This is a genomic window from Cyclobacterium sp. SYSU L10401, assembly GCF_010993705.1.
GTDB lineage: Bacteria > Bacteroidota > Bacteroidia > Cytophagales > Cyclobacteriaceae > Cyclobacterium.
Window position 1 is genome coordinate 23148 of the sequence record NZ_WOFO01000001.1, and the last position, 22473, is coordinate 45620.

Consider the following 22473-nt stretch of genomic DNA (forward strand, 5'->3'; position numbering starts at 1 on the left):
GGAGTAGTATTAATGGTGATCATGGCAGTATTTATAATTACTATCGTGGTCATACACAGGCAAAGGCAAATCAAAAACCGGCATAAAATCCAAATCCTTAAAGCAGATTATGAAAATACCATCCTGAATGCTGAAAAAGAGATTAGGGAGCAAACCTTATACCATGTGAGTCAGGAGCTGCACGACAATATCGGGCAGTTGTTGTCTCTTGCAAAGTTGGTATTGAATAACCCGGATGGATCAGGGCTTAGCGAGGGAAAAAAGTTGATCAATCAAATCATTCGGGAAGTCAGGAGTCTTTCCAAATCTATCAATAGAGATTATATCAGGGAGGTGGAGTTTGAGCACTTTCTAATGGAGGAGTTAGGCAGGATTGAAAAAAGCGGCTATTGTGCCACCTCTTTCGAAAAATCCGGTAGTCCGGTCAACTTTATCCATGTGGACAAGAAGTTGGTTTTGATCCGAATGGTCCAGGAGTGCCTTAATAATGCCATCAAACATGCTTCTCCTGGCATGATTTCGATCAAACTTTCCCTGGACGAGGATCTTCTTTTATTGATCATTGAAGATGATGGAGTTGGGTTTGATACCTCGGAAGCTTCCAAGGGTCTGGGCATTAAAAACCTTAAATCCAGGATCCAAACGATAGAAGGAAGCGTAGAAGTAAACTCGGCCCACAACAAGGGCACTCAAATTAAAATAGCATTGGATAAAAAGAGCTTAAGTAATCATGGTTAACAAAACCAGAATATTATTGGCAGATGATCACAAATTGTTTGCGGCAGGTATAGAAAACCTGCTTTCAAGAGAAACAGATTTTGAAGTTGTAGGGGTTTTTCACAATGGTAAGGAGACCCTGGATGCCCTGGAAAACGTTAAGGCCGACCTGCTCATTACGGATATGAACATGCCAGGTACCAATGGTTTGGCGATTCTTCAGCATATCAAAAGGAAAAGATGGAAAATCAAAACAATAGTTCTTTCCATGTACGATGATGAAGAAATTTTCAGCAAATGTATCAAACAGGGGGTAAATGCCTACATTCTCAAAAATGCAGATCCTGATGAGTTGATTTTTACCATCAGAGAAGTGATGGAGGACAGGTACCTGGCCAATTTTGACCACGTACTAAAGCAAGCTGAAGATGATGATTTTGAGCAATACGATCATTTTAAAACAGCCTTTAAGCTTTCCAAAAGAGAAATTGAAATTTTGAAATGGATTGCAAAAGGTAAAACCAGCAAGGAGATCGCAGATGAGCTGCACTTGAGTATTTTTACGGTTGAAACACACCGCAAGCACCTGCACCAGAAACTGGAAGTATCTTCCATGGCAGAATTGGTCAAAAAAGCTTTGGAAATGGGGCTGGGTTAGGGAGGTTTTAGGTTCTCTATTTGAGCCGTGCCAGGGGGGTGATTCCTGCTCTGGTAGTTTGGTTGACATCCACCAAAATTTCAGCGTCGGTTGGAATAAATACATCTACCCTTGAACCGAATTTAATGAATCCAAATTCATGACCCTGCACCATCGGGTCTCCCTTAGCTACGTACCATTTGATTCTCCGGGCCACGGCACCTGCTATTTGACGTACCATTAACTGTATGCCATTGGGATGCTCTATGACCAGGGAAGTTCTCTCATTGTCTGAACTCGATTTTGGATGCCAGGCCACCAAAAACTTGCCCGGATGGTACTTGAAATACTTTAATATTCCTGTAATGGGGGACCTGTTGACATGAACATTGATTGGAGACATAAAAATAGACACCTGCACCCTTTCTTCCTTCAGGTATTCATCCTCATGGTTGTTTTCTATCACCACCACCTTTCCATCAGCAGGGGCATAGATCAATTGCGGGTCATCCGGAATGGGTATGGCCGGGTTGCGGAAGAATTGCAAAACAGCCAGGTAGAGCACAATGCTGCCCAGCAAAAAAACATTCAGTAACAATTCCTTTTCAGGGAATAACTGGTGTAGTCCTATGTTGATAGCAGCCAGGACAATTAGTGTCCAAAACAAAAGCGATTTTCCTTCTTTATGAATGGTCATGATGATAAAATGTTAAATCAAAAACAGGTTAGGTTCCCTAATATACAATTAATCGGGAAAGCCTGTAAGCGGCACCTATCGCATTACAATATTAGCATTTTTTTAAGGAAATATTAAAATATTTTCAAGAATGCTACGATAAAAGGGGTGGACAACAATAATCCATCAAAACGATCCATAAATCCTCCATGTCCGGGAAGGCCTTTTCCGGAATCTTTAATGGCAATACTCCTTTTGAAAAGAGACTCAATCAGGTCTCCATAGGTACCTGCAATGATAATGATGGTCATGATACAAAACCATTGCCACTCGGGAAGAACAGTAAAATTTTTCGAAATGAAATACGTGACTACTATAGCTGTAAATGCACCACCAAGACTTCCTTCCCAGGATTTTTTTGGTGATACCCTTTCAAAAAGTTTGGTTTTGCCAAATTTGGTACCTGCAAAGAATGCTCCTGAGTCACTTGCCCAAAGGATAAAAAGTGATCCGATGATGATTTCATAATGAAAGGTTTTGTCTACAGAAAAAGCGGCCACAGTCAGTAGCGAAAAAGGTATGGCGACATAGAAAATTCCCAAAATGGTATAGGCTATCCCTGTAAAGGGTTTTTTGTCAGATTTCCGGTACAGCTTTATAAAAAAAATCATCGATACCAGTGGGAAGACCAGGAAATAATAAGCAATAGGTATGATTTTCATTTCTTCAAGAAAAGTGAATGCAAAAATCAAAAGCCCCACGAATGTTCCAAAGCTTTTCAGGGGCAGCATTCCGTCCAAACCTGAAAGTTTATAAAACTCCATTTGAGTAAAACCAAGAATAATTGCAAAAACGATAAAATAAGACCACTCACTAAAAATGGCACTACTGATGATCACTATAGCGCCTATCAGTGCTGTGATGACCCGCTGGGCCAAATTGCTGTAATTGCTGATACTAAAACGAGATCTCATGATCAATAATTTTTATCGCACTGTCGGCATCTGCTGAAGAGACCATCACTTGTATGGTTCCATGAATCCTGTAAACCGGGTCCTTTTTGTTCAAGATAACGGCTGCGATACCTTTCTCCTCCAAAACGCCTTTTACAATCTCCGCCCTGATGGGCAAGTCAGTTTCAAAAATTTTATGCCACTTTCCCATAGGTATTGGATTTCTGAAGTTTTAAAAACATTTTCCAGCTGATAAGAAAAACAATTAATCCCAGGATGACATATTCCCAATACAGGTTTGTGGCATCTTCCATGTCAAATTCGATGAGGTTGAGTTTGTTAAAATAGACCAGAATCAAGGTAAAGGTATTGTTTAGAATATGCGCCAGCATTGGATATATCAAGCTGCCTGAATAAAGGTAAAGGTAACCAAATAAAGCTCCTAACATGAGCCTGGGTAAAAAACCGTAAAACTGAAAATGAATCGCAGAAAAAATGAATGCCGTGATCCAAACCCCAAGATGGGCATTACCTGTGTAATGGTGCAGTTTGGGCTGCAAAATTCCCCTGAAAAGGTATTCTTCCCCAATGCCTGCCAATAAGCCAATGACCAATATTCCCATCAGTAATTCTGCAACGGAGTCAAAATCCGTAAGGAACTTTGTCAATTCCATCAATTGGTCTTCCTTTTCCCTTAACATGGCTTCCAGTTCGCTTAAGGCCTCAGGAAATTCCACATTCATATTTAAATATACCATGAGGGAATTGAAAAGGACAAAACCGAAAAGTAAGGGGAATACGATCCAGACGGTGTTGAGCTTTTCAGGGGACAGCTGTTGATTGAATCTTAAGGTCTTTTTATCTACCAGCCGGATAAACAACCAACCGCCAAGCAGGAAAGCCAGGCCCCCACCCAGGCCCTGTATAAACAAAAAGGCCATCCTGCTGTTGGGATGATCCAGGGTAGCAGAAAGTAGTCCAGGTAATTCGTCAAATGAAATGCCGAATAATACAGGGATCAACCCTATCGCAAGGGTTTGCAAAATGGCCAGGGTACCAAAGACGATTAAAACCAATACCGTAATAGAAAGTAACCAATGCTGGTTTACTCGTTGGCCTGGTCGGTGTTCGTATATTTCCATATTCAGAGTAAATTTACATGAATTAGCGGGCACCACAAGGAGCTTTCTCTTTTAGGAACTAAATAAATTGACGTTTTTCTGACTAGAATCCCGGCAATGTTATTGATATACAAGGAAAAACAGTCATTTTTGCAAAAAATTTCAAGGCGTGATTAAAATCGGAGATTTAAATCTGGGAGAATTTCCCCTGTTGCTGGCACCCATGGAAGATGTCAGTGATCCACCTTTCCGGGCTGTTTGCAAAAGCAACGGAGCAGACCTGATGTATACGGAGTTTATCAGCTCTGAGGGATTGATACGTGATGCAGCTAAATCGGTGCAAAAACTAGATGTTTACGATTATGAACGCCCAATAGGCATCCAGATATTCGGCAATGAGATAAGCTCCATGAGGGAAGCAGCAGCCATAGTGGAAGCAGCTGGCCCTGACATCCTGGATATCAATTATGGTTGCCCCGTAAATAAAGTGGCCTGCAAAGGGGCAGGAGCAGGGATTTTGTTGGATATCGATAAAATGGTTTCCATGACAGCGCAAATAGTTAAGGCGGTCAATATTCCCGTAACCGTCAAAACAAGGCTGGGTTGGGATGAAAATACGATCAGAATAGAGGAGGTTACAGAAAGGTTGCAGGATATTGGGATTCAGCCCATCAGTATCCATGCCCGAACCCGGAAGCAAATGTACAAAGGTGAAGCCAACTGGAAATACCTCGCCGATGTTAAAAACAACCCCAGGATAAAAATACCTGTTTTTGGAAATGGGGACATTGATAGTCCCGAAAAAGCAAAGCTTTATAGGGACAAATATGGCGTGGATGGAATAATGATAGGTAGGGCGGCGATTGGCTATCCCTGGATTTTCGATGAAATCAAACATTATTTTGCTACAGGAAATTTACTGGCAGGGCCAGACCTTGCAGAAAGGGTAGCCGTGGCCAAAAGACACCTGGATTTTTCAGTAGAATGGAAAGGAGAAAAACTGGGCTTGCTGGAAATGAGAAGGCATTACACCAATTATTTCAGAGGCCTGCCACACTTTAAACCTTACCGTACAGCCCTGGTCACTACCGAGGATTATGCTGCGGTGAGGCAGATTCTCGATGAAGTGTCCCGGGTATTTGAGGGAGTGGAATTCTAAAATATGGAACCTTTTATTTTTCTGACTTTCCGATAAAATGAAAAAATTCTCCGCCAATGCCTGAAACCAATACCTATCAAGCACTCAAAAATTGGGGGATGTTGGTTGTCCTGGCCTTGATATGGGGGAGTTCCTTCATTTTAATCAAAAAAGCACTGTTGGTTTTTTCTGCCGGAGAGGTGGGATCTTTAAGGATTGTCACGGCCGGAACGGTATTGCTTCCTTTGGCCATGCCAGTCCTAAAACATTTGAGCAGCCGCCAAATGGGATACCTGCTCGTAATAGGCTTTGTGGGAAGTTTCATACCTGCCTTTTTATTTGCTACCGCCCAAACCAACCTTTCCTCTTCCCTTGCAGGAGTGATCAATGCCTTGACGCCTTTAATGGTGGTCCTGGTAGGAGCCCTGTTTTTTCAAGCCAGGATTACCTGGAGGATAGTCCTTGGCTTAGCCATTGCTTTTCTGGGCGTAGGCATCCTGGTATTGGCAGGTGCTGACAGTGGGTTTTCTTTTTTTTCAGACTTTAACCTTTACGGCTTGTTTGTAGTAGCTGCCACCGTTTGTTATGGCTTGAATGTCAATATCATCAAATATAGGGTACAGGAAATTAAACCAAGGACCATTACGGCCATTTCCTTGATGATGGTTTTACCACTGGCGGCCATCTATTTATTCGCATTTACGAACTTTTCATTTAAACTCCTTCATGTGGAAGGTGCCTGGGAAGCAGCCGGCTACGTTACGGCCCTGGGAATAATCGGTACGGCCGCTGCATTGGTGCTTTTTAACGCCATGGTAAAGTTGGTTTCACCTGTTTTTGCCAGCTCTGTAACCTATCTGGTGCCTCTGGTGGCCATTTTCTGGGGTGTTTGGGATGGAGAGAAATTGTTTCCGCTTCATTACCTGGGGATCTTTGCCGTCATCATTGGGGTCTGGGTAGGCAACCGGAAATCCAGGCTTTCAAAATAATTCTTTCCCGGGCATTGAATTATTGGTATTTATTTGCCTAGTTTAAAGCTTGATTTTGATAGCGCCATTACCATGTTTGACAACTTCCTAGATTTTGATATTGATGTTGCGTTGAGAAACAGGATATTACAGACGATCCTTATCATTTTTATCATGTGGCTGATCAACAAGATTTCCGTAAGGCTGATTTACAGGGGAGATGCAGTGGAGCTCAAACGCCAATATCACTGGAGAAAGGTCATAGAATATACTTCTTTTATTGTGGGGATATTGATTATTGGTAACCTCTGGATCAATAACTTCCAATCCGTCACTACATTTTTTGGTTTGCTTTCGGCAGGCATAGCCATTGCCCTCAAGGATATTTTTGTCAACATCGCCGGATGGGCTTTTATCTACCTGAGAAAGCCATTTGATGTGGGTGACCGGATTCAAATCGGAGAAGTACAGGGGGATGTGATAGACCTCAGGCTTTTTCAGTTTTCTTTGCTGGAAATAGGAAACTGGGTGGATGCAGACCAAAGTACAGGTCGGGTTATCCATGTGCCCAATGGCAAAGTTTTTATGGATGCCCAGGCCAATTATTCTATTGGATTCAATTATATCTGGAACGAACAGAAGATTTACATCACCCTCAGGAGTGATTTTAAAAAGGCCAAAGCCATTTTATTGGAAATACTCAATGAGCACCTGAAGGACGATTTAAAGCTGGCTGAAAGGGTGTTTAAAAAAGCCAAGCAGGACCATTTGATCGTATACAAACAATTTACCCCGATGATTTTCACTAAAATCACGGAAAGGGGCATTCAGCTTTCCATGCGTTACCTCTGTGACCCGAAAAAAAGAAGGATGTTTGAGCATGCCATTACGGAAAGCATTCTGGAACGTTTGGGCCCAGAGGACAATATCCGCATTGCCTACCCTACTTCCACCATACTGCTTCATCAGGATAAGGTGCATCCGGAAACCAATCCTTTGGAAAAGAAATGAGACACAGATGCTCTTTATATCAGGAAATTACCGGATTTGGAGCAGATTTTTTCTTCACAATATCATCAATGATGGCCCGGGCATGAACGATGGTGTTTTCTATGAAAAATTCCCGCGTATTCAGGCCGCCGCAGACCACCCCTGCCAGATACAATCCCGGCACATTGGATTCCTGGCTGCTGTCGTCATAGCATGGCTGTCTTTTCTCATCCAGGCTTAGCTCTACCCCCAGCTGATCCAATAAGGCAAAATTGGGTTTGTATCCGGTCATGGCCAGTACAAAGTCATTCGCTATGCTCACTTCACCCTCCGGAGTGTTCAGAATTACCTCCTTCTCCCTGATTTCCTTGATCGTGGTGTTGAAGTAACCCTTGATTGATCCTTCTTTGATGCGGTTTTCAATATCAGGTAAGACCCAGTATTTGACCGTTTGGTCGATTTGTGGTTTCATGACTACCATGGTCACTTCTGCGCCTTTTCGCCAAGTCTCCAGGGCTACATCCACGGCAGAATTGCCGCCGCCTACCACTACTATTTTCTGTCCGATATAAGGCCAGGGTTCTTTATAATAATGCGTTACTTTTGGTAGTTCCTCCCCAGGAACATTCATGGTATTGGGCAAATCATAAAACCCTGTGGCCATGACCAGTTTTTCGGCCTGGTATTCACCTTTGGATGTTTTTACAGTAAAGCCAGCGTCATTTTTTTTCAACTGTAGAACTTCCTCATATAGGCTGATTTTCAACTGGTAATGTTTGACTATTCTTCGGTAATATTCCAGTGCTTCAGGGCGGGTAGGCTTATTGGAAATAGACATGAAGGGTATGTCCCCCATCTCCAGCTTTTCGGAAGTGGAAAAAAAAGTCATGTTGACCGGATAGTTGAAAATTGAATTGGTCAATACCCCCTTTTCCACAATCAGGTAGTCCAGATTTTTCTTTTGGGCTTCTATGCCGCAGGCCAAGCCAATTGGGCCGGCGCCAATAATCAACAGTTCCAACTTTTTCATAAGATTATAACATGATTATTCCATCATAGTTCCTGCCTGAGGCTATTTTCCCGGAATGTTAAATTCGGTGATTTCCTGATGGGGAATGGTACGAACTTCTTTAATCTTCGCTTTACCTTCCTGGTGCCAAAGCACAGCGGTGGTGTTGACTGTGCCGTAGTAGTCATCTACACGGATAAATTGGGCAGAAACTGCTTTTTCAAGTTCTCCGGACAAGCCAGTGGCAGGCAGTTCTTTTTCCGGAGCGGACTCCCTGGATTGAAGCAACCCCAATAAGTCATCCAAATTCGGGGTTTTACTTGCCAGCAGGGATTTTAACTGCTCTTTTGCCAACTGTACCTTGGGCCAGGGTGTATCCATATAGGCATTCGATATGGCATGGATTCCCGGTTTAACGGCTTGAATACCTCCTCCGTAATTGGATAAAACATACAGGTCTTCTCCGGCCCCTACCAGAAGGTTAAAGCCATTGTAATGCTCTTTTGATTCTTCGATTTGCCTTAAATAGGACTGCGGTGATTCGGTTCCGTTTAAAAATCCAGTTACCAGTTCCCCCCTTGATCTTTCGCGCGGCCTTTCATTGGGAATATCACGGAAATTGGTCAGCGCAGCAAAGCGTCCATCTGGATGAAAACCCAACCAGGTACCTCCTTCTTTCAAATCCCTGCCAGCATATATTCCATTTTCCCAATGATGAAGCGACTGGGTAGGCCTTTGGAAGTACTCATCCCGGTTGGCAGTCAATACCAATTTATAATCAGGATGCTGTCGCCAACTAAAAGTAATCAAACACATGCACAAATTAAGTGAGAAGCAGGCTACCGAAAAAACCTGTAGGGCAAATTTTTAACAAATTTTAATACGATAAATATCGTATATCTCTTGTTAATACGATTTTCATCGTATATATTTGGTACGAAATCAATCGTATAACAAGATGCAAGAAAAACCTACTGCGGCCGAACTGGAAGTTTTGGCCATTATCTGGGATTTGGGAGAGGCCAGTGTCCGTGAGGTACACGAAAAGTTAACACAGGAGAAAGAGACCGGATATACCACCACACTAAAGATCATGCAAAACATGTATGGTAAGGGATTACTCAGCCGAGATGATGGAAAAAGAAGGCATGTTTACCGTACTATGGTTAGTCAGAAGGATACCCAGCATTCTCTTGTAAAGAATTTTATCAGCAAGACATTTGGCGGATCAACAAAAAAGCTGGTCATGCAGGCTTTGGGACAAAGTGATCCATCCAGGGAGGAAATAGAAGAAATACGGGCGTTTTTAGACCAAATCGAAAACGAAAAGTCATGAAAACGACATGGTTTACAGGTGATTTACCCGAGGTGCTGGGCTGGTCCCTGCTGCACTCCCTGTGGCAATTTCTTTTGCTGGCTGCCATGTATGCTTTGATCTTGCGCGTGCGGATTTTTCAGATCCCTCAATACCGTTACCTGACAGGTTTATTTGCCCTTTTATTAATGTTCCTTTGTTTTATAGGTACCGCGTGGTATGAATACGGGCTGCTGCTTACTGAGACTACAAATCCCTCAACTTTAGCAGTCCATTTACCGGTCACCTCAGGAGAAGGGCCAATTGACGGGGAGAGCTTCTGGCGAATAAGCGCAGCGGCAGGAGCCTATTTTCACAAGTCCCTGCCCTACCTGGTAAATGTTTGGTTGATAGGCGTCGTTTTTTACATGCTACGTCTGCTGGGTAATTTTGTGAACTTGCAACAAATAAAGCGGAGGTCTTCAACAGATTTGCCCAAATGGATTTCGGACAAGGCAACAGCTTATCTTCAAAAAATGCAGGTTAACCTCCCTGTTGCTGTCCGGGAAAGTAAAGAAATTGAAGTGCCCATGGTTTTTGGCATACTAAAACCCATGGTACTGCTGCCGGCCGGATTGGTTTTTAACATGCCGCCCGAGCAATTGGAAGCCATACTTGCCCATGAGTTGGCCCATGTTCGCAGGCAGGATTTTGCCGTCAATTTAATTCAGTCCATTCTTGAAATGCTCTTTTTCTACCATCCGGCCTTTTGGTGGATAAATTTATCTGTCAGGGAATCCCGGGAACAAGCCACAGATGATTTGGCGATTGGAAGCGGAGCAAAACCTTCAGACCTGGCACATGCCCTGGCCCACATTGTAAACCGCACAGCCATGCAGGCTCCCGAACTAGCCATGGCTGCTCAAAAATCCGGTTTTCCAACCCTTCATCGAATCCAGAGAATGATGGGTGTAAAACCTTCAAAATTAGCCAACTCACCATTAATTACTAAAACCATGATGATTACCTGCTTACTTAGCTTTATCCTGCTACTGGGTGCTGCCCGTCAGGAGAATCCGACTCCTGCACCATGGCTCGAAACCAGATCGATAGCGGAATCCGCCCATTATTCATTAAGCCCTTCCGATTTAAGCCTTTTGGACAGTCTTCCCAAAAAGGATATCTCCGATGAAAAAGAATCCATCGAGGTGGAGATTGTATTGGATTCTCAGGAAATAGAGGAAGTAGATCTGGAATTGGACTCCATTCCATCGATGACATTCAGCCCGCCACCCATCATGGAATTTACTCCTCCATTTCCTGAAAATGTACCTACTCTTTCTAAAGTTCTGATAGAAGAACTGGGCGACAGTATCCGGGTTTATACTTCCAAAATTATCCGGTTTCACAGGGATACTACTCCCGAAGGGCTGGTCCAGAAAGAAAAATTTGAGGAAAAAATAAAAGTGATACAGAAAAAAATGGAGGAGACTCAAAATGATCTTGAGACCCGAATAAAGGCCTGGGAAGCCGAATTTAAACCCAAAATGGAAGCTTTTGAAGCAAAAATGGAGGCCTGGAGAAGAGAAAATGAACCTAAAATAAAAGATTTTGAAGCTAAAATGGAAGCCTGGAGCAAACAGCAGGAGGCCAAATTCAAGGCAATGGAAGAAAAGATGCGGGAAAGAGAAAAATCCATGGAAGCACTTCGGGAAAAGCGGGAAGAAAAACCTTCATCCGGACCAGAAAAGTAAGTGCTTGTTTGCTTTTCTGGTTTTCCGGGAGAAAATATCCTTGCTCCAGGCTTATTTTCTGGTTGGCTTCAGGATCAGGTCAAGTGCCACCGGAATTAGCGAAAGGCCGGTGGCACTTGTTGAGCCCAGTTGCGGCCAATGCTAAAAAACACCCTTCTATACCACTTCGATTTCAGAATAAAAGAAAAAGGGCTGTTTCGTTTGTGAAACAACCCTTTTCTTGTCTGGTTACTTCAAGCGAGGCAAGCTTATTCGCTTTTCATTTCCATGGACATGATCGCCATATTGACCGATTCTTCATCGCTTAAGGCAGATGTCACAATGTAGAGATCCTGGTATCCCAGTTCTCCTTCATTTTCAAAAGACAGTTCAAATGGATGCCGGGCCCTTCCTTCTCCGGTTTTTTTTCTCAGGACGGCCTGACTGAGCAATTTCCCATCCGGGCTTCCGATCCTGGCTTCGATACGGTATCCAAAATCAAAAGGCTTTTGGGAGCCGGCCATAAAAGAAATGCCTGAAATGCCATTCAAATCAATATCTTTTAAAGTAAAATAACCCTCTGAATTCGGGGCCAGTAAAATTTGCTGTCCGTTAACATCATAGGTATTGAATCCTTCCGTTTCGTCCAGCTCAGCAAAATTGATTTGGCTATTTCTCAGGTATACCGCGGTAGAAGAACTAAGGGGTTTGATATTTTCTCCCCCTCTATCGGTAAAGCTGGCATTTAGGATCATTACTCCGTTGGCAGCCATTTCTTTTCCCTGTACGGGATCTATTTCTCCGGCTGCAGGAAGCGAGGGGGCCAGGTTTTCCAAGTCTCCCAGGGATAGTACCCAGGCCACAATTTTCCGGGCATCACCTTCCTTGAGATCCGGATTGGCCGGCATCATGGTTTCCCCCCATACTCCTGAACCTCCTTTGAGTATTTTATTGACCAGATGGTCTGCTGCTTCGGAATCACCTTCGTATTTCTTGGCCACTTCTGTATATGCCGGGCCTATGGATGTTTCATTTTCCTTATGGCATGTTTTACAGGTAAGCGATTCCATGATGCTTTTGCCTGCCATGGCTTCAGACATGATCTGGTGACCCATGGCTGCTTCGGCCTGGTCAAAACCCTCTATATAATCTGCCGAAACATACAAGGAAGATAGGTCATCTCCTGCTGACGAGTCGTCGGGGTCATTGACTGTCACCTGGTAGCTTACTTTTTTTCCAGGAAAATAGAAGCTGCCATTTCCAATAAATTCAATTTTGATTTCCGGAGCCACATTACCTGCGTACACATTGATGGTATTGCTTCGGGCGGTCTCATTGCCGGTATCGCTCACCTGAAGGGAAATATCGTAATCTCCTATGGTCTCATAGGTATACGTCAGTTCAGGTACATCTGTTGAAAGGGTCTCTCCATTACCCAAATCCCAGGAATAAGTCAATGGATCATTTTCCGGATCCCTGACATCTGCCTCTAGCTTTACTTCCAAAGGAAGGCTGCCGGAGGTTTTATCGGAAGAGATCCCAGCTATTACAGGAGCCCGGTTACCAGGATTATAATGGATGACTGACAGGGCGGCATCCGGGTTGGCACTGAACCAGCCATTGCCATATTCAAGCAGGTACAATTTTCCGTCCGGTCCTACTTCCAGGTCAATCAGAGCATTGTGTCGAACCCCTTCCATGAAAGGTTCCATTTTTAGATAATCTCCGTTTTCATCCATGGTTACCACCTTGATCCAACCCCTTATCCATTCATAAATGAAAAGTTTTCCGTCATAATAATCAGGAAGCCCACCACCATTTGGGTAAAGGTCCGAATAGTATACAGGACCGGCCATGGCATTTCTTCCGCCGGTTCCAACCTGGGGGAACTCTTCCGATTGATCATAGGGATAGTAAATGAAAGCCGGTTGGGCCGGTGGCAATTCTCTCAAACCCGTATTATTCTGGGATATGTTTACCGGAGAGAGGGGGTCAAACTGGATGCGTGGTTTGCCTGTATCAAAATTATAGGCACTGTAAGGGTAGTTGTCACCTACAAAGAAGGGCCAGCCAAAAAAGCCGGCCTTTTTGGCCTGATTGACCTCGTCGTATCCCTTTGGACCCCTTACGCCAAGGCTGTCTGCTCTTGCATCAGGGCCCACCTCTCCCCAGTACAGGAAGCCGGTTTTCTGATCCACGCTGATCCGGTATGGATTTCTGTTTCCCTGTACATATATTTCCGGTTTCGTACCTTCCATTCCCTCAGGGTACAGGTTACCCTCCGGAATGCTATAGCTGCCATCTTCATTAACCTTAATGCGGAGAATTTTGCCCCTCAGGTCGTTGGTGTTGCCGGAAGACCTGGCCGCATCATATTGTTCAAAGCCGGGACGATCATCCAGGGGAGCATATCCCCTCAGGGTATGTGGCTGGTTGGGTTGGTTAAAGGGGGTTGAGTTGTCCCCTGCCGATACGTACAGTAAACCTTCGCTGTCAAAAGCAATGGAACCGCCGGTATGGCAGCAAATATCCCGCTGGGAATAAAACTCAAGAATTACCTGTTCGGTATCCATTTTCCATTCATCCTCCTGAAATTTAAACCTGGAGAGCCGGTTGACCGATTTGCCTGTAGGACTATAAAAGACATACACCCAATGGTTGTTTTCAAAATCAGGATCTGCTTTGATGCCCATGAGGCCTTCCTCCGCATTTACCCTGGGAGCGTCCGTTTTCCAGTATACATCCAGGCGGGTGATTTGATTGGCGGTGGAATCTCCTGCTTTATAAAGCAATATTTCTCCCCTTCTTTGCGCAATCAGGACATCCAGGTTTGGCAAAATGGCCATTTCAGTAGGTTCGGTAAATTCACCCCTTACCATGGTCACTTTTTCAAATCGATCTGCCTCGGGAACCCTTTTGCTGGTTGCAGTTGAATAGTCGAGTTTTTTATTTTCACCAATTGCATATTTGATTCCTTCCAGCAAATGCTGCAGGTATAAATCCTCTTCAAAGGAAGCCGATGTGTGTCCACCCCCGGTGTAGAAAGCCCTGCCCCCATCATATTCATGGTACCAGGCGATGGGATGCTCTCCCATATCTTCTCCTCCCTGATAACTATCCTCATCCAATGTCATCAATACCTTTACACTTTCATTGAAATCTTTGTAACTGTACCATTCATCGGTTCTGGTCCATTGGTCCGGTAAGAAGGAAGTACTGCTGTGTGACTTATCCACCACATCTATTACGCCTTCCTGCACATTGGGATGCGGGTCATTGATACCGGGATGATCAGAAAAATAACCTCCGGTCATTTTTCCATACCATGCCCAGTCATATTCGGTATCCGCAGCAGCATGAATACCTACAAAGCCTCCTCCGGCTTGTATGTACCTTTCAAAATCTGCTTCCTGATAATGGTTCAAAACGTCGCCAGTTGTGCTCAGAAAAATAACGGCACTGTATTGTTCCAGGATTTCTTCCGTAAACAAGGCCGCATTGGTGGTCGTGTCCACAAGAAAACCATTTTCTTCTCCCAATTTATATATGGCTCGGATACCATCAGGAATGGATTCATGGTAAAAACCTGATGTTTTGGAGAAGACCAACACTTTTGGATCTCCGGATCTGGTAGCACAGGCACCTATAAAAAGCCCTGCAAACAAAAGGGCCATAAAGCCCTTTATCATGCGATTGATATACATACTTTGTTTAAATTTTGCAGCAATATAAAGAATATCTTTCTTATGTGACTTCCGTTTATCAATATTTTAGTTTAAATGACTGTAATCCTCATTTTGTTGTCGCAATCGGTTGATTCATCAAAAAATACAGATTGGAATTCTTTTTAAATTTCTTTTAAGCGGAGGATTGGCAGCACAATTTAATTTCTGGGATTCGATTATCAGTTATTTTTACGGGCGGCGATTCTATGCCAAAGGAATGGGGCAATTCCCTGGTAACGGAATCCGGCAAGGTATTAACCCAAATTTCCTTTTTTTACAAATTCCTTTCGGACTTTGAGAAAAAAGTTGGGCGCGTGTAGCAATCACAAACTTATTCATTGTAGTGTTTAGCCATGCAATGCCAGATAAATGAAAAACAGGTTCAAGGCGGTGGCAGATACTTTGTTCATCCACATGGCCATTTGGTGGCTGACATATTGTTCCGGATTTTTTTGGGCCACTAAAAACCAGAGAGAAAAATAACTCACTACCGGTAACAGGGCGAATAGAAATGCCCAAATGCCTGATTTAAAATCAATAATCAGAAAATATTGGATGAACGCAAGCCCCCCAAGCAGGAACCAGATGGCCGAAAATCCAAAAGTACCGGTAATACCGAGTTTGATACTGAGGGTGATGTCTCCTCTTTTGAGGTCTTCATCGTGTTGGTAGATTTGTGTCAATGGATAGGAGCCTAGCAGGAGAATGCTACTCAGTAAGGCGGGCATCCACACTTCTGTTTGTACCAATCCAACCAGACCAGGAGTCCCTGCGATGCCCACGTAACACATGCAGAAGGTAAAAGCTCCCTGAAAAAATCCGGCAGTAAGCCAACTTAAATACGGATATTTTTTGAGCCTGATGCCCGGATGGCTGTAAGCCATGGATACCAAGCCATAAACCAATACCATGATGAAAAATACTGCCCCCATAAAAACAGAACACACCAGCGCCACAAAAAAGAAAAGCTGGGAAAGGTAGTACAGGCCTTTGGTGACTTTTTTTGGGTTTTTCAGGCCACCAATGCTCTTTTCATCTTTATCAAAATAGCTGTTATAACCATTGCTGGAAGGGTAGAGCAACAGGTGAAGGACTATCCAAACCCAAATGGCCCTGAAGGTATCTGCTTCAGGGACAGTTGCCAGCGCAAATAAAAATACGGGCATCAGGTAATAAGAAAAGGGAATCCTCAGGTGTTCCCAACTGGATTTTTCAAACATAACTAGAAAGCTTGATAACTTTTCGCCAAGGCAACTGTTTTTTACTTATCTTGAAAATTACAATAAAAATCAGCTAAATAGAAATCCATGCAAAGCCATATCGTAAGTATTGGACTGGCCAATCCCGGAAACCCCATACCTCAGGAAAATATCAGTCGTTTCATGCAAATGGCTCACGGCCTGGATAGCAGTGAAAGCAGAAAATTGGGTTTTGTTTACCGCAAGTCAGGTATCCGGCAGCGGTTCAGTGCTTTAAAGGATTTTAACCAGGAGGATCCGGGTAAATTTGCCTTTTTCCCAAACAACCATACTTTGGAGCCCTTTCCTGGTACGGCCAGTCGCATGCAGGTTTTTAGAAAGGAGGCACCGGTTTTGGCCAATCTGGCCATTCAGCGGTGTTTGGTGAAGGCGGATGTATTACCTGAAAAGGTCTCCCATTTGATTCTGGTTTCTTGTACAGGAATGTATGCACCGGGGGTGGAAATGGACATTATTCAAGCCATGGGGTTCAGCAATAATATTGAAAGGTATGCCATTCATTTTATGGGATGCTATGCGGCATTTAATGCCATAAAGTTAGCTGACAGGATTTGTCGAAGCGAGGCGGAGTCCAACGTATTGGTAGTAGGGGTGGAACTTTGTACCATCCATTTTCAAAAAGAATACAATGAGGACAATGTCATTGCCAACGCCCTGTTTGGGGATGGAGCTGCAGCAGTGCTGATAAAATCCTCCTCACTGGAGGGCCTGGCGATAAAGCAATACCAAAGCAATATTTTGATAGAGGGGGAATCAGAAATGGCCTGGTCTATAGGTGATTTTGGCTTTGAAATGAAACTCAGTAAGTATATACCGGAGTTGTTAAGCAATGGAATTAGGGAGTTTAGAAAAAATTTGGAAACAAAGTTTGGGATTTCGCAGATCAGGCAGTTTGCGATTCATCCGGGCGGAAAACAAATTTTAAGAAAAATTGAAGCTGCATTCGGTATTGGAGAGGAGCAAAACTCCCACGCGCACCGGGTACTGGAGAAATTTGGAAACATGTCATCCGTCACCATATTGTTTGTTTTGGCTGCCATATTGGATGATCCGGGCATTCATGGAGATATTCTGGCCATGGGTTTTGGGCCTGGACTCACGTTGGAGACCTTATTGTTGGAAAAATGATGAATAAATTTTCACAGAGAAGTCAGGCCAAAGAATTAATGGACGACCTGCAAAGCAGCGGAAGTGAATTGGAACAGACGCTCCGTGAATTAAAAACCATCAACCTTTTGCTGGGAGGAAATACAGTCACTACTTCGGGATTGGAAATGCTGATCAGGGAAAAACCGCAGGAACTTTACACCATTGCCGACCTGGGTTGTGGAGGAGGGGATATGGCCATATTGATCAAAAGATGGGCCGAAGCCAAAGGGTACCGCAGTAAAGTAATGGGTATAGATGCCAATCCGCATATCATCAGCCTGGCAAAGGAAAATGGCAGCCTGGCAAAAGTTGACGTTGATTTCAGGTTGGGAAATGTCTTTGATCAGGAATTTTTGGAAGGGCAGGCAGACATTTTGACCTGTACTTTGTTTACGCATCATTTTACCAATGAAGAACTCATCCAACTATTGACTAACCTGAAAACGATGGGTAGATTGGGGTTGGTAATCAATGACCTTCACCGGCATTTTTTGGCTTATTACAGCATAAAAGGCTTGACCGCATTATTTTCTCGTTCCAATATGGTCAAAAATGATGCTCCACTTTCCGTGTTGAGGGCTTTTTCCAGGAAGGACTGGGAGTTCATTTTACAGGCTGCCGGAGTGGAGAAATTTAAAATTTCCTGGCATTGGGCCTTCAGATGGCAGGTTATTTGCTGGTTTTGAAGAAATTTTCGTTTTATAAAAACATTTCAAACCACAATTACATAATACTATGGACATGGATACCATTGATTTTGGAGGCATGATGGAAAATGCCCCAGAGTTTATTTTAGGAGCCCTCACAAAAATATTGATTGCCTTAGTTATTTATTTTATAGGTAAGTGGGTTATCAGTTTTGTCTTGACGGCTACGAATAAGATTTTTATCAAGTATGATGTTGACCGTTCGCTTATATCCTTTCTGAACAGTTTTCTGAAAGGATTATTGTACGTGATATTGATTTTGATAGTCCTTTCCAATCTGGGGGTTGAAGTTACCGCCTTTATTGCCATTTTGGGTGCTGCAGGTTTGGCCATTGGTCTGGCACTACAGGGCTCATTGGCCAATTTTGCAGGTGGGATATTGATTCTGATCTTCAAGCCGTTTAAGGTAGGGGATACCATCGAAGCACAAGGAACCTTAGGCTCAGTAGAAAACATTGCCATTCTTTACACCACTGTTAGGAATTTTGATAACAAGGTGGTAACCATCCCAAACGGAGCATTGGCCAATAACAGCATCACCAATTTTTCTGTCAAGCCTACCCGGAGGGTAGAAATGGCTGTGGGTGTGGCTTATGGAACGGATTTGAAAAAAACCCGGCAGGTAATTCTGGACACCCTGAAAAAGGATGAAAGGATTCATGATGACCCTGCACCGGCAGTTTATTTCACCAATTTCGGCGACAATTCACTGGATTTGTCAGTAAGGTGCTGGTCTGACGCAGATAATTTATGGCCGGTATTCTGGGATAATATGGAAGCCATCAAAGAATCACTGGAAGCACATGACATTGAAGTGCCTTTTCCTCAACGCGATGTGCATCATTTCTTTCCTGAGGGAAAGCCTGAAATCAAGGGGTAAGATATTATCAAAAAGGGTAAAAAAGCCGGAGCCTCCAACACTACCAAGTTAAAGAGGCTCCGGGTAAACCCTACATTAAAAAATAACCAACTACCAAAACTCAACCAACTTCACTTCCAACTACACACGTAATTTGCTTTCAAAAAAATAAAATCTTCAATCTGGAAGGATTACACAACCTTCCGTGTCATAATTGACCAATATTTTCTCATCCTTATCGTTTTTGAGTTGCAGGCTGCCCTCAGTAGGAGCAGGCACTCCTGATTGCATGCATTCCTGTCGATAAACGATTGATTTTAAAATTTCAAAGGATGTTTTGGAGAAATTGTCCGTTGACAATGTTCCGTATCCAGATAAATAAATCCGAAAACCTGTTTTTTCCGTTGATAATTGCAAATCCCGGATATAAGCCTGATTTAAAATAAACCTTTGGCCTTCGGAATTTATTACCTGGAAATTGTTCGTTTCCGAAGCAAACCGTAAGCTTCTGCTAGCTACCTGATATCCCAGGTTTTCCAGTTTTCGCTGGCCTTGCATTTGCTGTCCATTTAGGGAAAAATTTTCGAAGGTAATCGTCATTTTACTCCCCTTATATAGAAATTCATCTGAGTAGGAAATGGTTAACACACCTTTTTTTTCCAATCCCCTACTAGAGACACAGCCGTCGCCATAATCTACTTTTATCTTTTTGTTTTTGTCATCCCTGCTGATCCTTGTGCCGGGGCAGCTAGATTCATCCAGCAGCGGCATGATCTTCTGCTGTGTCAAATCCTGCTGCATGGCAGAAAGTGCCAGCAGATCTACTTCTTCAATCAAGCCCATCAGATCAGATATCTCTAAAGATGGTATGATCTCCATCCTCGGATTGAGATCCTGCTGCTCCGTCGGAATACAGGAAAAAAAGATAAAAGGGAAGATTGCTGCCAACCATTTAACCAAATATAATTTTGGATTTCCCATCGATTTTCTTGTGATAAAGTCAATGATCGTTTGTTTGTATTCGAAATGTAATATGGAATTAATTGTTAAACCAATAAAAAACAAATTATTTTATCTTAAAAATGAACAAAACATATATTTGATTTTAAAAAGCAAAAAAATAGATGTGCCTGAAAAAATCTACCAAAAAATGCGGTTGCCTGGATAAAAAATGCAACTTAAATGTGCTTATAATGAATTTTCAACAACAATGAGCTAGATTGAGCGGGTAATGTTAAAGTTTTTATTATTAAATTGATATTTTGGACTGCGTTTGACTTCCTCGGGCTCAAGACCCAATCATTGAAGAAAAACCATGAGCCTTAACTATCAAAGGGTTGAGGTGCAGATCAGAAAACCAAAAGCTTTACCTGATTCACTTACAGCTGGTGAAGGAATACTGTAAGCCGAAAATAAATTTTATCTTTGGCCCCTGATCCATGAACCCACACCATCAATGAATACTGATTTTGATCTTACGAACCCGGCAAAATCTTTGGAATTGGCCCGGAATAGAATCCTTCTCCTTTCTATTGGCAGGTTGATTTTATTCTTTTTGATGGGAATCGTATTGGTGGTAGGGATTGCTGAAACCCATTGGGTTGTGTTGACTTTTATTCCCCTTAGCATTCTTTTTGTTTGGCTGATCCTCCAATTCAATCATCAAAAAGATGTAGAAGCTTTCTATCTGGCTGTGGACGAAATGGCTGGGGTGAGTCAGAAACGGAGGGAAAGAGACTTGTCGGAATTAGATAGCGGGTCTATTTTTGTTGATGCTTCTCATCCTTTCTCCAGTGACCTGGATTTATTTGGAGAGCATTCTCTTTATCAGTTGATCAATCATACGGTAAGCAAAGGGGGAAGTAAAAAACTTGCCCAATGGATGCGTTATGCCCTGGCTCCGGAGCTGGCGGTGAAAAAGCAGGAGGCATTAATGGAATTGAGTAAGAAAGAAAAGTTCCTGGTTGTTTTCGAAGCGCTGGGCAAAGCTTTTTTAAAACAGGAAAAATCCAAAGACTTGTTTTATCAATGGCTAAATGGGTCGGTAAGCTGGAGGAACATTTATTTTTTGCCCATGGTTTTCGGACCCATCTCAGGATTAGTGGTATTGATTGGAGTATTGTTTGGGTACATTCCTGCAGCCTACCTGAGTTTGTTTATACTGCTTGGACTGGGATTGTTAAGCATGGTGTTTAAGCCCCTGATGAAGGCCATGAAGGCGATGCCCAATGACAGTGATTTGAAAACATTTCAAGCCTGGGCAGGTCTGCTGGAGAAGGAAGACTTTGACCATCCCTTTCTTCAGGCGTATCAAAAACCGGTCAAAAGCCATGGGTTTCTGGCTTCAAAAGCCTTGGAGCAGCTGGAAAGCCTGACCTTTTTGATCCAAAACAGGACCAATTTAATGTATCTGATATTCAATGTTTTTTTCTGGACTGATTTTTATGTGCTTTACCGTCTTGACAAGTGGAAAGTGCGGGTAGGAAAAAGTATGAAAGACTGGGAAGATAATTTCGAAAATTGGGAAGCCCTGGTTTCTTTGGCGGCTTTTATACAGGAGGAAGCATTATCCAATCCCGCCCAATGGTCCGGGGAGAAGGAGTTGGTCATGGAAGAGGTAAAGCATCCTTTGATCAGACCAGCAGAATGTATTGCCAACGATTTCTCCCTGAATGCTAAGGAGAAAGTAGTCCTGCTTACCGGATCCAACATGTCCGGTAAAACCACCTTTATGCGGACGGTGGGGATCAATCTGGTTTTGGCGGGGATGGGCATCCCTCCTTTTGCCAGGACCTTCGTGTGCGGTCCGTTCCAACTGTATACCAGCATGAGAAATACAGACAGCTTGGGCGAAAGCGTGAGTTCTTTTTATGCTGAACTGGCAAGGATCAAAGGACTGCTGGACCTCGCATCGGAGGGAAAGCCTATTTTTTACCTATTGGATGAAATTTTAAAGGGTACCAATACTGCGGATCGGATTACGGGTAGCGAGGCATTGATCCGTCAACTTGCACAAAGTACCTCAAAAGGAATCATTTCTACCCATGACATTGAATTGAGCGAATTGGAGAACCGCTTGCCCACCCTGGTCAATTATAGCTTTCATCATGATATTCAACAGGATGAAATTGTGTTTGATTATACCATCAAACCAGGTCCTTGTCCCAATTTCAACGCTCAGAAACTCATGGAACTCATGGGGATAAAAATTAAGTAAATAATTGTAGAAAAGAAGGGATAAATTTTTTTGGCATCAATTTTGGTAATTTATATATATTATTTATAATTAAATTTAACCAACACCACTATGAGTTCTTTATTGTATTTAATTGCGATCATCCTTGTGATAGCATGGATTTTTGGAGCGTTTGTTTATAGCGTAGGTGGACTGATTCATATTTTATTGGTCTTAGCCGTTATTGCGGTATTGTTTCGTCTTATTGGTGGAAGATCTGTATAGACGAATGTATTATATTTGATAAAAGGCCGCCCAATAGGGGGGCTTTTTTTGTTTCCATCCGTATAATATGCCTATTTT

At 43.0% G+C, this 22473-nt stretch carries 21 protein-coding genes; 12 read left to right on the forward strand and 9 right to left on the reverse strand.

Features of this window, described 5'->3' with window-relative positions:
- The first annotated feature begins 21 nt into the window (after positions 1-21).
- Together GL182_RS00075 and GL182_RS00080 are read left to right on the forward strand one after the other, a co-directional pair.
- The gene (locus GL182_RS00075; RefSeq protein WP_317167762.1) at positions 22-738 is read left to right on the forward strand and encodes a sensor histidine kinase; all 717 of its coding nucleotides are present in this window, start codon (positions 22-24) and stop codon (positions 736-738) included.
- Positions 731-1375 carry a response regulator transcription factor gene (locus GL182_RS00080; protein ID WP_163377539.1) on the forward strand — a complete coding sequence of 215 codons (645 nt, stop codon included), beginning with the start codon at positions 731-733 and terminating at the stop codon, positions 1373-1375. The genes GL182_RS00075 and GL182_RS00080 overlap by 8 nt, the downstream gene beginning before the upstream one ends.
- Positions 1376-1391: 16 nt before the next feature.
- Here GL182_RS00080 and GL182_RS00085 read toward each other — a convergent pair whose 3' ends face one another.
- The 4 genes from GL182_RS00085 to GL182_RS00100 all read right to left on the reverse strand — a co-directional run bounded on the left by GL182_RS00085 (position 1392) and on the right by GL182_RS00100 (position 4125).
- Positions 1392-2051 (reverse strand): phosphatidylserine decarboxylase family protein, encoded by a 660-nt coding sequence (locus tag GL182_RS00085; protein ID WP_163377540.1) that lies wholly within the window; start codon positions 2049-2051, stop codon positions 1392-1394.
- Between the two features lie 113 nt (positions 2052-2164).
- Positions 2165-3004 carry a phosphatidate cytidylyltransferase gene (locus GL182_RS00090; protein ID WP_163377541.1) on the reverse strand — a complete coding sequence of 280 codons (840 nt, stop codon included), beginning with the start codon at positions 3002-3004 and terminating at the stop codon, positions 2165-2167.
- The gene (locus GL182_RS00095) at positions 2988-3194 is read right to left on the reverse strand and encodes a DUF2007 domain-containing protein (RefSeq protein ID WP_163377542.1); all 207 of its coding nucleotides are present in this window, start codon (positions 3192-3194) and stop codon (positions 2988-2990) included. Before GL182_RS00095 ends, GL182_RS00090 begins: the two co-directional genes overlap by 17 nt.
- Entirely contained in the window at positions 3178-4125 is a 948-nt protein-coding gene (locus GL182_RS00100) for a CPBP family intramembrane glutamic endopeptidase (RefSeq protein WP_163377543.1), read from the reverse strand. Before GL182_RS00100 ends, GL182_RS00095 begins: the two co-directional genes overlap by 17 nt.
- A 148-nt stretch (positions 4126-4273) precedes the next feature.
- On the opposite strand from GL182_RS00100, the gene dusB reads away from it, so the two are divergent.
- The 3 genes from dusB to GL182_RS00115 are packed head-to-tail and all read left to right on the forward strand — an operon-like array spanning position 4274 to position 7221.
- Positions 4274-5263: a tRNA dihydrouridine synthase DusB gene (gene dusB / locus GL182_RS00105; protein WP_163377544.1), complete on the forward strand. Its 990-nt coding sequence runs from the start codon at positions 4274-4276 to the stop codon at positions 5261-5263.
- 56 nt (positions 5264-5319) lie between these two features.
- On the forward strand, positions 5320-6231 hold the full coding sequence (locus tag GL182_RS00110) for a DMT family transporter (RefSeq protein WP_240469488.1): 912 nt from the start codon (positions 5320-5322) through the stop codon (positions 6229-6231).
- 33 nt (positions 6232-6264) lie between these two features.
- The gene (locus GL182_RS00115) at positions 6265-7221 is read left to right on the forward strand and encodes a mechanosensitive ion channel family protein (protein ID WP_240469489.1); all 957 of its coding nucleotides are present in this window, start codon (positions 6265-6267) and stop codon (positions 7219-7221) included.
- Between the two features lie 19 nt (positions 7222-7240).
- Here GL182_RS00115 and GL182_RS00120 read toward each other — a convergent pair whose 3' ends face one another.
- Together GL182_RS00120 and GL182_RS00125 are read right to left on the reverse strand one after the other, a co-directional pair.
- Entirely contained in the window at positions 7241-8230 is a 990-nt protein-coding gene (locus tag GL182_RS00120) for a YpdA family putative bacillithiol disulfide reductase (protein WP_163377545.1), read from the reverse strand.
- A 42-nt stretch (positions 8231-8272) separates the two neighbouring features.
- Positions 8273-9025 (reverse strand): NRDE family protein, encoded by a 753-nt coding sequence (locus GL182_RS00125; RefSeq protein ID WP_163377546.1) that lies wholly within the window; start codon positions 9023-9025, stop codon positions 8273-8275.
- A gap of 142 nt (positions 9026-9167) precedes the next feature.
- Here GL182_RS00125 and GL182_RS00130 point away from each other — a divergent pair, with 142 nt between their 5' ends.
- Positions 9168-9545: a BlaI/MecI/CopY family transcriptional regulator gene (locus GL182_RS00130; protein ID WP_163377547.1), complete on the forward strand. Its 378-nt coding sequence runs from the start codon at positions 9168-9170 to the stop codon at positions 9543-9545.
- Entirely contained in the window at positions 9542-11257 is a 1716-nt protein-coding gene (locus GL182_RS00135) for a M56 family metallopeptidase (protein ID WP_163377548.1), read from the forward strand. Before GL182_RS00130 ends, GL182_RS00135 begins: the two co-directional genes overlap by 4 nt.
- A 248-nt stretch (positions 11258-11505) precedes the next feature.
- Here the strand turns inward: GL182_RS00135 and GL182_RS00140 are convergent, their stop codons facing one another.
- Entirely contained in the window at positions 11506-14940 is a 3435-nt protein-coding gene (locus GL182_RS00140) for a ThuA domain-containing protein (protein ID WP_163377549.1), read from the reverse strand.
- A gap of 368 nt (positions 14941-15308) precedes the next feature.
- On the reverse strand, positions 15309-16181 hold the full coding sequence (locus tag GL182_RS00145; protein WP_163377550.1) for a UbiA family prenyltransferase: 873 nt from the start codon (positions 16179-16181) through the stop codon (positions 15309-15311).
- Positions 16182-16268: 87 nt separating this feature from the next.
- Here GL182_RS00145 and GL182_RS00150 point away from each other — a divergent pair, with 87 nt between their 5' ends.
- Genes GL182_RS00150 through GL182_RS00160 form a run of 3 tightly spaced genes read left to right on the forward strand, consistent with a single transcriptional unit; the run spans position 16269 to position 18956 of the window.
- Positions 16269-17348, forward strand: a complete 1080-nt coding sequence (locus GL182_RS00150; protein WP_163377551.1) for a type III polyketide synthase — start codon at positions 16269-16271, stop codon at positions 17346-17348.
- Positions 17345-18055 carry a methyltransferase domain-containing protein gene (locus tag GL182_RS00155; RefSeq protein ID WP_317167764.1) on the forward strand — a complete coding sequence of 237 codons (711 nt, stop codon included), beginning with the start codon at positions 17345-17347 and terminating at the stop codon, positions 18053-18055. Before GL182_RS00150 ends, GL182_RS00155 begins: the two co-directional genes overlap by 4 nt.
- A 55-nt stretch (positions 18056-18110) precedes the next feature.
- Entirely contained in the window at positions 18111-18956 is an 846-nt protein-coding gene (locus tag GL182_RS00160) for a mechanosensitive ion channel family protein (RefSeq protein ID WP_410492699.1), read from the forward strand.
- A 156-nt stretch (positions 18957-19112) separates the two neighbouring features.
- On the opposite strand, the gene GL182_RS00165 is transcribed toward GL182_RS00160, so the two are convergent.
- Entirely contained in the window at positions 19113-19814 is a 702-nt protein-coding gene (locus GL182_RS00165) for a hypothetical protein (RefSeq protein WP_163377553.1), read from the reverse strand.
- A gap of 577 nt (positions 19815-20391) precedes the next feature.
- Here GL182_RS00165 and GL182_RS00170 point away from each other — a divergent pair.
- Positions 20392-22152, forward strand: a complete 1761-nt coding sequence (locus GL182_RS00170) for a MutS-related protein (protein ID WP_163377554.1) — start codon at positions 20392-20394, stop codon at positions 22150-22152.
- A 90-nt stretch (positions 22153-22242) separates the two neighbouring features.
- Positions 22243-22395 carry a lmo0937 family membrane protein gene (locus GL182_RS00175; protein WP_163377555.1) on the forward strand — a complete coding sequence of 51 codons (153 nt, stop codon included), beginning with the start codon at positions 22243-22245 and terminating at the stop codon, positions 22393-22395.
- Positions 22396-22473: the final 78 nt, after the last annotated feature.